Here is a 15,482-nt window from a genome sequence, read left to right on the forward strand (position 1 = left end):
ATCCTTTTTAATGTTTAATGAAGGCGAGCAATTCGTTTAAATCATGCCCATTTTCTAAAAAACGTGCCACGCCTAAATTTTTGTAATCTAAAAGAGCGTCTAACAAATCCTCTTTTGGAACGATTTTATAAGGCTTGATTAATTCAAACAACGCTACTTGGTTGAAAATATACTCCCCTGTGATTAGGCACGCATTAAAAAACGCCGGCTCTAAAGGGTTATGCCCCCCCATTTTGACAAACGAACCCCCTAAAATGACAATGTCTGCGATTTTGTAGAAGTTATTCAATTCCCCCAAGCTATCCACTAACAAAATATCGCATTCCACAAAACCCTTTGAAGAAAAACACTCCAAACTAAAAGGCGTCGTTTTTAAAATATCTTGCAACAAATTCCGCACGCTTTTAAAACGCTCCGGGTGGCGCGGCACGATAAAGAGCCTTGCGTTTTTAAAAGTCTTTTTCAATTCTAAAAACGCTTTTAACCCCAATTCCTCTTCGCCCTCATGCGTGCTGGCTAAAACAATGTTTAAAGTGCTTGGGTTTTTAGGGTAAAACGAAGTGATCACAGGCTTTGAAAAACGCTTGATATTCAAAAAATCCACCACTTTTTTTGCCCCTAGATTCAACAAGCGCTTTTGATCGTCCTTGCTTTGCGCTAAAATCAAATCAATGCGTTTGAATAAAAGCGCATAAAAAAAAGAAAAACGCTGGTACTTGGGGTAAGAACGAACGCTGATCCTAGCGTTAATGAGCATGGTTTTTGCCCCCAATTTTTGAGCCGTATCAAACACATTAAACCACAATTCCGCTTCTGTAACCACCAAAGTTTTTAAGCGTTTTAAGTTTTTTTTCCATGCAAATAATAGGGTTTCAAAAGGCAGGTAACGCACTTCTATGTGTTGAGAATGCTGGTAAGTTTGAGCGGCTAATTCAAAGCCGGTATTAGTGGTAACGCTGATTAAAATCGACTCTTTTAAAGCTTGAATGATTGGCTCTAAGGATTTGACCTCCCCATAAGAGCATGCATGAAACCAAAAAATCGGCTCGCTTTTTAAAAGATTGTCTTTGAGAAAAAAACGGGCTTTCAAAGAATGGCGGTATTTTTCCTTAAAACTCCAAAAAAAGATGAAAGGCACACCAAGAAGATGCCCCAAAGTTAACAATAAAAGGTAGAAAAACTTAAACAATCAGACGGATTCTTGGCTTTCTTTTTGACTTTCTTTTGGTTGGCTTTCTTTTGGAGGTTGAGCGCTGTTTTCATACGCGCCCTCAGCGTATAAAATACGCCCGCAATACGGGCAAGTGATCATATCCCCACTCGTTAGCACTTCGGTATAAATCTTATCATTCAGTCTAATAAAACAACCCCCACAAGCCTGTTTTTTGATCGTTACAATGCTTGTGTTTTTCGCCCATCTTCTGATCCTTTCATAAAAGCTATAGATTTTAGGCTCGGTTTTTTCCACGAGTTCTTCTTTCTTTTTAAAGATAATTTGCTGGGTTTCTTTGATGTTTTTGACTTCGTTTTCCACTAAGCTTTCCAATTCCAGTGCTAATTTTTCAAGCTCTAGCATTTCTTTTTTCAAATCCTCTTGTTTTTCGCTTTTGTGCTTGATTTCATTTTGCAGGTTTTCAATTTCTCTGTTGGCTTGGTTGGATCGTTCTTTAGCAATATCTTCTTCAATGTTTAAAGAGCGCAATTCCCTTTCGGATTTGATCTCGCTCATTTTCTTTTGGATACTGGCGATTTTAGCGTTCGTGTCTTGTAGGGTTTGCTCGTTTTTAGAAACCTGTAATTTTAGGACTAATTTTTCCTCTTCTAAATTCAAAATCGCTTTATTTTTAGCTTCTTTATCATTCAAGGCCTTATCCAAGTCTTTCCGTTTTTCTCTGATCAACGGCTCTAAGGAGTCAATTTCTTTATCCAAATGCGAAATTTCAATCAATTGTTTGAGGTGGGTGTTCATCGCTTTCCTTTAAATGATTTGCAAGGGGTTTTTAAAATTCTCTATTGTAACCAAATAATTAAAAGAATGCAAAATTTCAGCCACAATGAGTGCGAAACCCCTTTCGCTATAATAATGCGTGGCGTCAATCAAGCTTATCCCTAAAGATTGAGCGATCATAGCGTCATGGTATTTCACATCGCCTGTAATCAAACAGCTTTGCGCTTTTAAAGAAGAAAACATGGACGCTCCCGATCCGCACACAAACGCTAAATCTTTAATGATTGGAGAACTTTTGACACACGCTAATAATCCCACCCCTAAAGAAGATTTGATTTTTTTCACCAACGCATCAAATTCTATATTAGCGTTTTCTTTCACTAACATAAGACCTTTTTCCATCAAGCCATCAAACCCTAAAAGCGCGCTAGCGAAATGCTTGTTTAAATGCGTTTTGTCAAAATTCGTGTGCATGCTAATGACTGAAATGTTTTTTTGGATTAAGATTTTTAAAATATTCCCCGGATAAGCCTCATCATTAAGCGTTTTTAAGGGCTTGAAAATTAAAGGGTGGTGCGTGATGATTAGGGCGTTTTGTGGGGCGTTTAGAGCGATTTTAGGCGTGATTTCTAAGCATGCGACAATCTCGCTAAACTCGCTATTTCCACTCCCCACATTCAACCCGCTATTATCCCACAATTCTTGGAGTTCAAAAGGCGAAAGGCGGTTCAAAACTCCCAACACTTCTTTGACTAACGCCATTTTAAGCCTTTGTTAAAGCGTTTTTTAAGCGCTCTTCTCTTTCTTCTTCTTGCTCTTTATAAAGAAGCGCGCACCCTTTGGCTAAATCCCTGATTTGTAAAATATAATTTTGCCTTTCAGCCACCGAAATCGCCTTTCTGGCGTCTAAAATATTGAAAAAATGCGAGCATAGCATCACCAAATCATAAGCCGGTAAGGGGAGTTTGTTTTTTAAGCAATGCAAGGCTTCGGCTTGAGCGTTTTTAAACATTTCTAACAGCCTTGTTACGCTCGCTATTTCAAAATGATACTTGCTGAATTGGTATTCGCTTTCTAAATGCACTTGCGCGTAACGCACGCTGTCATGATTTTTTTTAGCCCATTCAATCTCTAGGATATTTTCCACTTTTTGGACATACATCGCCAATCTTTCTAAGCCATAAGTGATTTCCACAGGGATAGGGTCGCAAGGAATGCCCCCCACTTGCTGGAAATAAGTGAATTGCGTAACTTCCATGCCATCAAGCCACACTTCCCAGCCAAGCCCCCATGCCCCTAAAGTCGGACTCTCCCAATTGTCTTCTACAAATCGTATATCATGCTCATTAAGGTTTATCCCTAACACTTCCAAGCTTTTTAAATACATTTCTTGGATATTAGAAGGGCTGGGTTTGATGACTACTTGGAATTGGTAATAACTCCCCAAGCGGTTAGGGTTTTCCCCATAGCGCCCATCAGTGGGCCTTCTAGAGGGTGCGACATACGCCACATTCCACGGCTTTTTATCCAAACTCCTTAAAAGCGTGGCCGGATGGAATGTCCCAGCTCCTGCAGGAATATCATAAGGCTGGATCACCAAACAGCCTTGATTCTTCCAATACTCTTGTAATTTTAATAATAAACTTGAAAAATCTTGCATGCTCTCTTTCCTTTCAAGCGCGTCTGATCAAATCGTTCATGCTCTCTAGCACACTCTTACCCTTTAAAAGCAAGGCTAATTCGCTCGCAATGGGCGTATAAATGCCGTATTTTCTAGCGATTTCCACAATGGCGTTAGTCGTTTTCACCCCTTCAGCCACTTCGCCTAATTCTTCTAAAACCACCTCTAAAGGCTTGTTTTGGGCTAGTCCCAAACCCACACGATAATTCCTAGATAAAATAGAATTAGCGGTTAAAAACAAATCCCCAGCCCCAGAAAGCCCTAAAAAAGTCTCTGTCTTGCCCCCAAAGAACGCCCCAAAGCGTTGCATTTCCACTAAACCACGAGATAATAAACTCGCTTTAGCACTATTGCCTAATTTCAAGCCATCACAAACCCCCCCCGCAATGGCTATCACATTTTTATACGCGCCAGCGATTTCACCCCCTATGATGTCTTGTTGGGCGTAGGCTCTGATAAAAGAGGGGGTTTTATTGGCGAATTCTAGCGCTAAAGCTTGGTTATTAGAGTGAATGACTAGCGCGCAAGGCAGACCTTGAATGATTTCAGCCGCAAAACTTGGGCCGGCTAAAAAACACAAAGCGTTAGGATCGATAAAATCCTTTGCGATCTCGCTCACAAACGCCTTATTTAAAACCTCTATCCCTTTAGAAGCGATTAAAACCTTAGCGTTTTTGGGTAAAGAAGCGTTTTGAAACCATTCCCTTAAGTGCTGCACGCTAATAGCGATGACATAGAGCGCTGCTTTTAAGCCTCTTTGTAAATCCACTTGCTCTATGGGGGCAGAACCTTTAGAAATCAAAGCGTCATTGAGCTTTTTTAGCGGCTCGTTTAAATCCCGCCTTGAAATGATTTTGACTTCATTCTTTTCTCCAAAAGCAAAGGCTAAAGCCCTCCCCCACGCCCCGCCACCAAATACTGCAATTTCCATTAAATTCCTAATCTCATTGATTGTAAAACTCACCATTTTACAATAATAAGTTTAAAATAGCCCTTACAATCAAAACGCTGTCTTTGATTAAAAATAAGGTAGTTTAAAAAATTTTTTAAATTTTAAAAAATGGGTTTTTGATTACTTTACTTTAAACTCATTCTCTTAAGGGGATAGGGGGGTATTTTGCGATAACACCCCCCTTAACCCCCTTAAGTATCCCCCTAACCCCCCAAGACCGCTTCAAAGGGTTATCGCTTGCTCATGCAAGCTCTTTTATTTTGATTATAAAAAATGCTTTCAGCATTTTTAAATTCTTAATTGCTGTTTTTTATTTGCCAAACAAATCATTAAAAACCCTTTCACGATCCGGTCTAGATCACCGCCGTTTTGATCGCCTCCACTCCCGCAAATTATTTTGAAGCTCCTCATCGTTTAAGTGGTCTTGATAATATTCCCCATAATCTTCTTTGTATTCTTTAAACCTTGACAAATTTTTTAAAGAATAGTCTAATTGGATCAATTCATTATCTTCATCCATCCAATCTCTATGTTTTTGGATCTCTTCTTCACTCAATTCATACCAATCTAAACGAAACATGCACCAATCCCTAAAATACAACACCATTTTTTTGATTTCTTCAAACTCTCGGCGGTTTATTTCATCGTCCTCTTCGTCGTCGTTTTGTTCTTTGTATTTTTCCCAAGTGAAAGCGCTCACGCGATCAAAAACCTTATCAATGCTATCTTTAAACAAGTCAATCACTCCGTTCAATTGCGCTAAATCCTCTCTTTTGGATTGCTCTTGCTCAGAAAATTCTTTTTTGAGCGAATGAATTTTATTAAAGGTAGCATCGTTGAAATCATCAAAGCCTTTTTGCATCAAATCCAGTTTGACAGAATGCAAAGCCCTTTGGTAGCGTTTGAATTGGCTAGCGTCTTGCTTAATAGCCTTTTCATACATGGAATGCACCTCGTATAAAACGCCTAAAATTTCGTTTTGTTTCTCGCTCCTTTGATTTAACTTCATTAAAAATTCCTCAAGCGAGTTAAAAACTTTGCTTTTTTCGCTGAACTCTTTGTATTCTTGATACCTTGTAGCGCTATAAGCGCAAATCCCTAAAAACTCAATGCCATTATCTTTTAAAGTTTCTCTAATTTTCTTAGCGACTTCTTCTAATTGGCTTTTGGTGCGCCTATCAGCCCTACTCAATACGATAAAAACCTGCTTGCCTTCTTCGTATAGTTCTTGCAAAAACTCTAAATCATCTTTATGAAGTTCCCCACGCTCGCAACTAATGAACCATAAAATGTGTTTAGCGTGCTTTAGGGATTCTTTAGAGGCTTGTTCGTCCCCATCCGTATAGCCTTGCTTGGCGGAGTTAAAACCAGGCGTGTCTATGAAGCATAAAAATTCAAAAGGCACGCTAGGAGCGCTCAAAAGCATGAAGGGCATGATTTCTTTGAGATTAAAGCCAAGGGATTCTAAAAACTGATGGTCAAAAGCGAGATGTGGTAATTCCACCATGCCCCCATTTTGAGAAAACCCCATTAAAACTTCTTTTTTACCCTTTAAGCAATAAGTGGGGATAGCTGTGGTGGGATTCAAGTCTTGAGGGAGTTTTAATTTCAAACCCAACAAGTTGTTTAAAAAAGTGGATTTGCCCGCACTAAACCCTCCCCCCACCGCAACGATGGTTTTTTGGAACAAACTAGGGTAGCCCGCCACTAATTGCAATTCTTTTTTAATTTCTTGGAGCGTTAGTAACGCTATTTCCTTTTCTTTGAGCGAATCCACGCCGCTAGCGAACTCTAAAAACTCGTTATCCAAGACGCTCTGGTATTCCTCTAGCCCTTCATTGTTTGTTTTAGCGTTTAAAATACGAGCGATTAGATCGTAGCGTTCTTTTAAACCCTCTGTATTGTGGTGGTTTTCAGCCGTGCTAAATTTGTCATTAAAAAAATTAACGCTCATTAAATCCCCTTTAAAGCCTTGATTTGAGCGTCTAATTGAGCGATGGATTGTTCTTTGTTTTGAACTTGATTTTTTAAGTTTTGCATGTCTTTTTGGAGTTTTTTAAGCGTATCGCTGGCGAAATTTTGCCTTTCTAAAGTCTCTCTTAAACCTTGGATATAGCCTTTCACATCTTTTTTAGCCTCAGCTTCAAAATTCCTCACATGATTTTCCACGCTTTGTATGAAAGCATTAGCTTCATCGCCTTTTAAAAAGCCCGTTTTCCCCCTTATCTCGCCAGGAAGCTTATCAGCATAATCAAACTCTTCAAATTCAATGGGATTTAAAACAGCATCCACGATTCTTTTGAAAGCCACCTCATCAATCAAATCATCAGAGATGATTTCGCGCAATTGTTTAAAGACTTTAGCGTAGAGTTCTTTTCTAAAAACGACTTTAAAAGAATTAGCGCTGTCATTCAAAGCGCTTTCACAGCGTTCATGCATCTCTGTTAAATAATCAAGTACCGCTCCGGCTTTAATGGTTGCTCTTGTGCGTTCTACTTCATTATAGCCCCAATCTTTTTCACCAACAATGCTACCAAACCATCTTGCCAAACCTCCCAAACCGCCTTGCTTCACTCTTTCAATATAATGCTCTTCTTCCTCTTCTTCTCTAGAGTGCGTTTTAGCCGTTCGGATAGCTTTCGTTAAGGTTTCATTCAAGCCATCTCTAGTGTTTTTGATGAAATGCAAGATAAATTCTTCATACGCTTCCCTAAACTTCATTTCAATGTTACCAGAGAGGTTTTGATAAGCCCTTATTTGCTCTTTGATAGCGCTAATGTCAGCGTTTTTAACCCTCTTTTTTTCTTCTTCCAAATCTTGCAACAACTGCGTTATGAATTTATGGAGGTTGTTTGCTTGGCTCTCTGCGTAATTTTGCAATTTTTGAGACATGATTTTTTCTTTCTCTTGGGCGGCTTTTTTTAAACGCTCTTCAATCGCGCCCATATTGCTTAAAAACAATAAGCTTTCTTTAGACTTATCATCGCTACTAAAAGCGTCAGGGTAAGAATCTCTTAAATTCCGTAAGGCATTGTGATACTCTTCTGTTTTTTTGCTTCTTTCCCAAGAAGCTTGGTTGTTAAAGTCTTTATACATGCTAAAGCAATTCCCTGAAGCCAGAATGACGCCGTTTTTGATTGCTTTTTCAAAAATCTCTCGTTGGTTAGGGTAGTTTTCAATCAGCTTTTCCATGATATTATTCAATCGAGATGAAAGGGCTTTTTGCGCGTTTTCAAAGGCTGTAGGGAGGTGTTGGCCAGATTTTTCCACTTCACTCATAGAAAGAACAGTGCTGTCGGCTTGGCTTGCCACAAAATAAATTTCTTGAAGGCCTTCTTTGTTAGAAACCCTATCAAACAAACTCATATCGCTATCCGTTAAAAACTGATTAGAAGGGCTTATGATAAACACCACATCGCAATCTTTCAATAAGGCTTTGGTGCGCTCTTCTCTGGAAGCGATGGGATCATTCACTCCCGGGGTGTCAATCACTTCCAAATCTTTAAGATTGGGGTTATTCAAAGAAATTCGCACCGCTTTAGTGTAGGGCATGAACTTCCCGTTTGCGCCCACGAATTGGAGCAACTTTTGATTCAGCTCTTCTAAGCTGTTGGCTTGAATGCACGGATCTAAGTTTTTCGTGTTGAGCGATCCGCTTTCTTTTATTTTTTCGTATTGATCGTGTGATGAAACGAGCTTTGTGTCCTTTTCTAACTCGTTTTTAGCGATCCTTTCAGCCCTTTCGTTGATTTATTCATCGCTTAAAACCCTCTCTTTGGGCGCTACTTCAGGGTTTTTGTTTCTGTTAAGCATGTTGCCAAAATTCTTAATTTCCTCTTTAGCCCTATTTGCCAAACTCTGTTTTTCTTTTTGCTTTTTGACTTCTTCATCAACAATCCTGTTAAACTCCCTTACATACCTTTCATGTTCGTTTTTAAGCTCTGCAATATCCTTTGGGCTATAAAACTCCACTTCAGCGCTCAGATTTTGAGCGTATTTTAAAATGGTAAGGCTAGCGGTCATGGGCGTTGCCGCTTTGGGTAAAACCTCTACACCCTCAAAAATCAAAGCGTTTAAGAGCGAGCTTTTGTCCGCTTTCACGCGCCCGATGATACCGACTTTAAGATCCCTATCTTCAGCCTGCATTTCTTTTAGCGTTTTCTCTAACTCTTCGGTTTTGATCACAGAATTTTCGCTCATAAAAGGCTTCGCTCTTTCTTGCAAGCCTTGTTCTTTTAGCGCTTTTTCAATTAAAGCGCTTTTTTTGATGAGTTCTTGCGCGTTCATTATTAATCCTTTAAATATTGTTGTTCTAGATCGCTTAAAGCGTTGATCTTGTTTTCTAAGATTTGTTTTTGATTTTCTAAATCGTTTAAGTGTTTTTCTTTTTCTTTTTGAGCGAGCGCGATTTCTTGTTTTTTATGTGTGATTTCTAGTTCGCACCGATCTTTTAAACCTTTTAGGGAATTTTCCAAGCATTCATTAAACAAGCCCGGTAAAACTTTTTTAAGCTTGTATTGAACCTCTGGTATCACTTTGACTTCAATCCAATTTTCTAATTTCGCCCGCTCTTTTTCCTCATTTCTAAAGAATGAAGCGATGATATTAGGCAACAAAGTCAATAATTCTTTTAAAAGAGGTTTTAACCCTTGCAAGATCAGCGCGAAAGGTCTTGTAACCGGGTTCTTGGCTAAAATCACGCTTAAAGCGTTGATCCCTAATTCAAGGCTATGCTCTAAATTCACAGAAAAACCGCTAGAAAGCTGCGTGTTGTTCAAGCTTTCAAATTCCGTGCAAAAATCTTTTGAAAAAGAAAGGTTGATCTTTTCAATCTCTAATTTAGCGTTTTTGATCAAGCTTTGTTGCATGATGCTTTCTATTTCGCTATTGAACTCGTTAGGCTTGTTGGTTAAAGAGGCTAAATAGGATTTTTGCTCCCTGACCTCTTCTACTACTTTTTTAACCACCGATCCCACAGCCACGCTAGAATATTCTTCTTCTAAATTAGCCCTTAATTTTTCATAGGTTTTTTCAATGTCTTTAACGCTCAAATCCAACGCTTGTATTTCTTCTAAAGCCTTTTCTTTAGAATAATCAAAGCTTTTAATCATGCTTTTTAAGCTGTTTTGTAACTGGGAATTTAAAAACTTCAATCGTTTCAAATACAAAGCGCTAAAAAGCTTTTCAGCGTCTATTTTATCCGCTACCTCTAAAAGAGCGTTATTGTCTTTATTGGAATGGATGAGGCGCGTTGTCAAATCAAGGTGATCTTGGATTTGATCTTGAATGTAGCGAGAGATTTCTCCCACTTGCGAAGGCGTCCTTAAATTCGTTTTACTCAAAATAAAGCTAAGGCCTTTGTCAAACTCTAAAAGGTTTTTTAATTCCCTAACCATGCGTTTAGTGAGGTTACCCTCTTCTACGCTTGTGAGAATGACAAAATGCACGCCCCTTTCTAAATATTCCAAAATGGCATGGGTGTGGCTTGAAATAGGGCTATCAAAGCCTGGCATATCCACAAACACTAAAGGAGCGCTATCTTTTAGGGCTTCATTATTCAAATAAACCTTAAGGTAGGAATACTTCGTGGCATTGTCTTTAATCGCTTCAAAACTTCGCTCATTCAGTTCAAAACTCTCTGTTTTTTCATCATTGTTTGAAAAAGCCTCTATGCGTTCATTAGCGCTATAATGTAACTCAGTGGCTAAAGAAGTCTCTGGCGTGATACCGGTAGGCAAAACGCTACTGCCTAAAAAGCGGTTCAATAGCGTGCTTTTCCCTGTGCTAAAATTCCCCACAACGGGTATCACAAGCTGTTGTTTTTGAATGCTTGCTAAAAGCGTGGAGCATTCTGTTTTATCGATCTCCACTTCTTTTAAAACTTCTAAAACCTGTTCTAAAAACTTCACAAAATTTGTTTGCGTGCGTAAAACCATCATCAATCCTTTATAGTTAAAATTAAAATCTAAACAAGACGCAAAAATCCCTAAAAAATCCCTAAAAAAGGGTTTATATGGGTTTATATGGGTATGGGTTTATATGGGGGTGAAAAGATAAAGCGGCTGACTAGAGAGAGAGAAAGAGAGAAAGCGGATTTTTAAGAATAATCATCATTACAAACTCCTAGCACTATTTAATGGCTCTCATTATACTCAATTTTGATACTCTATTCAAGGTTCTTTTTATTAATCAAAAACTCGTTTTTTCTTTCATTTTGATATGGTCAAACTTCTTTCCTTAAGGGGATGAGGGGGGATTTTGCGATAACCCCCCTTAACCCCCTTAAAAACCCCCTATCCCCCAAGACCGCTTAAAGAATTATCGCTTGATTAACATCAAGCTCTTTTGATATTTGATTGCAAAAAATGCTTCAAGCATTTTTATTGCCTTACATTTTATTTGATTGTAGAAATTTTTTATAAAGCCCGATTTCTTTCTTTTTAGCTCAAACCCTTCCCCCACTTTAAGAAACTATCGCTTAAACAAGTATTCTACAACCCATGCGTTTGAGAATAAAACAATTTCATTTCTTTAGAAGCGAACTGGTTTTTTAACGCTTGGGCTAGAGATAAAGCGATCTCATCGCTTAAAAAAAGCTTGAATTTAGCGTAGTCTTTACGCCCGCTCACCTGTTCTTTTTGGCTTAAAAGCAATGAAGAAGCGGCGTATTTATAGCATTCCACATAAAAAAAATCATCAAAGCCTTTTTCAAACAAGTAATCTATTAAAGCGTCTTTCAAGCAAATATCAATATAAATTTCTAAAGCCAGCATGCGAAATCCTTCAATTCAAACGATTTTAATCTTTTTAGCAATGAGCATGAACATTGGCGGCAGTAGGAGTAAGGTTAGAGCGCTTGAGGTGACTAAGCCCCCAAGCACCACGATCGCTAAAGGTTTTTGGACTTCTGATCCCACGCTATGAGAAAATAATAAAGGGAGCAAACCCAAACCGGCAATGCAAGCGGTCATTAAAACCGGCCTCAAACGCCTTTTAGCGCCCAATAAAACGCATTCTTCTACGCTTTTTCCTTGCAAGAGAAGCTCTTTAAAATAGCCTATCATCACCACGCCATTTAAAACCGCAATCCCAAAAAGAGCGATAAAGCCCACGCTCGCTGGCACTGAAATATACTCCCCTAGCGCAAACAACGCAATAAGCCCTCCAGTAACCGCAAAAGGGATATTCAAAAGAATGAGCAAGGCTAAAGGAATGCTTTTAAAAGTGAAAAAAAGAATGAAAAAAATCGCTAAGATGCTTAAAGGGATAACGGTAGAAAGCCTTTTATTGGCCCGTTGCTGGTTTTCAAACTGCCCCCCATAAGTGATATAGTAGCTAGGAGGGAGCTTGACGTTTTGAGCGATCACTTTTTTAGCCTCTTCTACAAAGGAATTCAAATCGCACCCCACCACATTGCTGCGAACCACGCTCATGCGCCTTGAATCTTCACGCACGATAGAAACAGGGCCATCCACTTCTTCAATCTTGGCGATAGAAGTGATAGGCACTAAAACGCCATATTTGGAAGTCAAGGCTAAACTTTTGATTTTAGTGATAGAGCTTGCAAAATCGCTCTCTTGGCGGATCATCACTGGGGTTCGTGAAATCCCTGTAGGGATCACATCCACGATCAAGCCCTCTAAAGCGGATTTTAAAAACTTGGAAAATTCATCGCTAGTGATCCCCACATCCGCCATCGATTCTTTATTAGGGGTTACATACAAATAATTCACGCCCTCATTAAGCGTGGTTAAAACCTCACTAGAGCCTTTAATCCCTTTTAAGACTTGCGCGATTTGAAAGCTCAATTTATTCAATTCGCCAATATCATCTCCAAAAATCTTAACCGCTAAATCCCCCCTAACCCCTGTCAGCATTTCAGAAATCCTCATTTCAATGGGTTGGGTGAAAGAAAAGTTAATCCCCTTAAAGTCTTTTAAAGAATCCATGATTTTTTCTAACAATTCATCTTTATTTTTCACGCTCCATTCTTTTTTGGGGATGAAAGAAATAAAGGTATCGGTTTGATTCAACCCCCCCAAATCCAGCCCCAATTCATCGCTCCCCGTGCGCGCGACAATGGTTTTAACTTCCTTGACATGCTTTTTAATCGCGCTTTCAATGTTTAACATGAGATCTCTAGATTGATCTAAAGAAATAGAAGGGGTGGTTTCTACGCTCAAAACCACATCGCCCTCATCTAAAGCGGGCATGAAATTCTTCCCCACAAAAGGGAATAAAGAAAGGCTCGCGATTAAAAAAACAAACGCTCCTAAAATCACTTTTTTAGGGTTATGCACAAAAAATTCCAATAAAGGGGCGTAGATTTTATTTAAAAATCTCGTTAAAAAGGTTTCGCTATGGGGCGTGGCTTTTAAGACAAGAGAGCTCACTACAGGAATGATAGTGATGGATAACACTAAAGTGCCTAAAAGCGCATACACAATGCTTTGTGCTAAAGGCCTAAACATCTTGCCCTCTAAACCCTGTAAGGTTAGAATCGGCACAAAAAACACAATAATAATCACCACCCCGCTCACCACTGAAACGGCGATTTCTTTACAAGAACGATAGATCGCATGGAGTTTAGTGGTCTTAGTGTTAGCGCTCAATTTTTCAAAAGCGTTTTCCACCACCACCACGGCTGAGTCAATGAGCATCCCTATAGCGATAACCAACCCCCCTAAACTCATCAAGTTTAAGGTCAGATCGCTAAGTTTGATAAAAATAAACGCCACAGACAAGCTTAAGGGTAAAATCACCCCCACAGCCACGCTCGCCCTCAAATTCCCTAAAAATAAAAAAAGCGTGATGATGATTAAAACAACGGCTTCAATGAGCGTTTTAGAAACGGTGGCAATGGCTTTTTGCGTGAATTCAGAGCGATCGTAAAAAACATTAATGGAAACGCCATTCGGTAAAAGGGGTTTTAATTCCTCTAATTTTTGATACACTTGAGTGATGATTTCTTTGGTGTTAGCGTCTTTTAAAGAAAGCACCAAGCCTTCTGTGGTCTCGCCCACGCCATCTTTAGTGACAAACCCTAAGCGGGTGCGAGACTGGCTGATGACTTTTGCAAAATCCTTAATGTGCAAATGCCCCAAATTCGTGGAAACGGTGATTTTGCCAATGTCTTCTAAACTCAAAGAAGCGGTTTGGATTTTGACTAAAAAGGTTTCGCCATCTCTATCCACGCGCCCCGCTCCGCTGTTTCTTAAATTCACTCTCACAGCCGATTCTAAATCAGAAATACTCACCCCAAGCCTTGCCATGTCATTAAAATCCGGCACGATCACAAACGCCCTGCTAAAGCCTCCAATGGAATTGACATCCGCCACGCCGCTAATCATTCTTAATTGCGGGCGGATCACAAAGTCTAAAAGCTGTCGTTTTTCTATCTCGGTGATATTGCCATCAATGGTGAACATAAAGATATCTGATAGCGGCGTAACAATGGGTGCCATGCCCCCTTCAACCCCCACGGGTAAATCTTTCATCACACTGCTCAAGCGCTCATTGACAATATTTCTCGCTAAATAAATATCCACGCTGTCATCAAAATCTATCGTAATGTCTGAAATAGAATATTTTGAAATACTTCTTAAAGATTTTTGCCCTTTTAAACCCAAAAGCTCTAATTCTAAAGGGCGCACGATGTTATTTTCCATTTCTTCAGGGCTAGAGCCGGGGAGTTTTAAAATGATTTTAACTTGAGTGGGCGAAATATCCGGGAAAGCGTCCACTGGAGTGTGGATAAAACTATAAGTCCCAAAAAACAAAATAAGAATCGCGCCAACAATCACAATCACTCTCTGGCGTAAGGAAAATTCAATAATGGAAGCGAGCATTATTCCTCCCCTAAATTGTTGATCATGCCTTTTAACCCTATCAATGACCCCACTGCCACGCTGTCATTGGGGTGTAAATTTTGAGCGCTCACGATAAAAATCTTGCTGCGTTCTTCTAAAACTTGAACCGCCACAGGCCTAAAACCTTTAGGCGTCCTCACAAACACCAGGTAATCCTTTCCGTTTCTGATTAAAGCGTTTGAAGGGATTAGCACCGAATCTTTGGGCTGTGAGCCTTGAATATACATTTCTACCATTTCCCCTACATGGTAATTGCCCTCATCTAATAAAGCGGTGGCTAAAATCGTGTTAGAGCCTTTGTCTAACACCACCGAAACGCTTTGGATCTTGCCAATTTTTTCCCCCTCTTCATTATAGACCGGCGAATCTCTTTTAATGGTTTTAGAAACGCCTACAGGCAATTTGATTTGAGCGATCAGATCGTCGCTTTTTGAAATACGCACATAACTAGTGAAAGCCAAAATCTTCTCGCCCACATTTTTAGGCGCTAACGCTAAAAGACCGCTGTCTCTAGCCACAATCCTAAAACCATACTGCCCTTTAGGGTTTTTAGGATCCACGCCAAAGCTTTTAAAAGTGCTTTCTAGTTGTTCCACCTTTAAGCCCATTTCTTCACTGGCTAGAAAGCTCGTTTGATACTCCCTTTTAGGAATGACACCGGCCCTATAAAGCTCTAAATCTTTTTTAGTGATATCTTTAGCGATTTTTAATTTATTTTGGTTGTTTTGCAATTCAAAATACAAATTGCTCAAATCAATAGAGCTCACTTCACAGATCGCATCTCCAGCCTTCACCTGCTCGCCCTCTCTTTTATAAACCGCAACCACAGACGCATCAAAGCTCAAGCTCTGCACCACAGAGCTTTTACTATCAAAATCAATATAAGCGTTAAAAGGAAGCCCTTTACTAAAGATTTCTTTATCTAATTTAACCACCTTTAACCCCATGGGTTGCAAGTTTTTTTCTTCTAAAATAATTTCTGGATACTCTTTGGCTTCCAAAAAAACACCCAAAACGCCCATTAACATAAGC

At 39.4% G+C, this 15,482-nt stretch carries 10 protein-coding genes and 1 pseudogene; all 11 read right to left on the minus strand.

Features of this window, described 5'->3' with window-relative positions; all coding sequences use genetic code 11:
• Positions 1-7: 7 nt before the first annotated feature.
• Positions 8-1,189, minus strand: a complete 1,182-nt coding sequence (waaA, locus tag AYS37_RS04350) for a lipid IV(A) 3-deoxy-D-manno-octulosonic acid transferase (protein ID WP_000472227.1) — start codon at positions 1,187-1,189, stop codon at positions 8-10.
• Positions 1,190-1,969, minus strand: coding sequence for a zinc ribbon domain-containing protein (locus AYS37_RS04355; RefSeq protein WP_001091839.1), 780 nt, complete (start codon positions 1,967-1,969; stop codon positions 1,190-1,192).
• Between the two features lie 9 nt (positions 1,970-1,978).
• Positions 1,979-2,710, minus strand: coding sequence for a GTP cyclohydrolase I (locus AYS37_RS04360; RefSeq protein ID WP_001229783.1), 732 nt, complete (start codon positions 2,708-2,710; stop codon positions 1,979-1,981).
• Position 2,711: 1 nt separating this feature from the next.
• On the minus strand, positions 2,712-3,608 hold the full coding sequence (gene glyQ, locus AYS37_RS04365) for a glycine--tRNA ligase subunit alpha (RefSeq protein ID WP_001150951.1): 897 nt from the start codon (positions 3,606-3,608) through the stop codon (positions 2,712-2,714).
• 13 nt (positions 3,609-3,621) lie between these two features.
• Positions 3,622-4,560, minus strand: coding sequence for an NAD(P)H-dependent glycerol-3-phosphate dehydrogenase (locus AYS37_RS04370; RefSeq protein ID WP_000401696.1), 939 nt, complete (start codon positions 4,558-4,560; stop codon positions 3,622-3,624).
• 379 nt (positions 4,561-4,939) lie between these two features.
• A complete protein-coding gene (locus AYS37_RS04375) occupies positions 4,940-6,535 on the minus strand; it encodes a dynamin family protein (RefSeq protein WP_000115608.1) in 1,596 nt (531 codons plus the stop codon).
• A pseudogene (locus AYS37_RS08785) lies at positions 6,535-8,868 on the minus strand (dynamin family protein). Before AYS37_RS08785 ends, AYS37_RS04375 begins: the two are co-directional and overlap by 1 nt.
• Positions 8,869-8,870: 2 nt before the next feature.
• Complete coding sequence (locus AYS37_RS04385; protein WP_000244302.1) at positions 8,871-10,517, minus strand: dynamin-like GTPase family protein; 1,647 nt, start codon at positions 10,515-10,517, stop codon at positions 8,871-8,873.
• Positions 10,518-11,072: 555 nt separating this feature from the next.
• Positions 11,073-11,354 (minus strand): DUF3240 family protein, encoded by a 282-nt coding sequence (locus AYS37_RS04390; protein ID WP_000880314.1) that lies wholly within the window; start codon positions 11,352-11,354, stop codon positions 11,073-11,075.
• Between the two features lie 15 nt (positions 11,355-11,369).
• Positions 11,370-14,429 (minus strand): efflux RND transporter permease subunit, encoded by a 3,060-nt coding sequence (locus AYS37_RS04395; RefSeq protein WP_000881267.1) that lies wholly within the window; start codon positions 14,427-14,429, stop codon positions 11,370-11,372.
• Entirely contained in the window at positions 14,429-15,478 is a 1,050-nt protein-coding gene (locus AYS37_RS04400) for an efflux RND transporter periplasmic adaptor subunit (protein WP_001874616.1), read from the minus strand. Before AYS37_RS04400 ends, AYS37_RS04395 begins: the two co-directional genes overlap by 1 nt.
• Positions 15,479-15,482: the final 4 nt, after the last annotated feature.

Origin of the sequence: Helicobacter pylori NQ4053, from assembly GCF_000274605.1 — a bacterium.
Lineage (GTDB): Bacteria > Campylobacterota > Campylobacteria > Campylobacterales > Helicobacteraceae > Helicobacter > Helicobacter pylori_CV.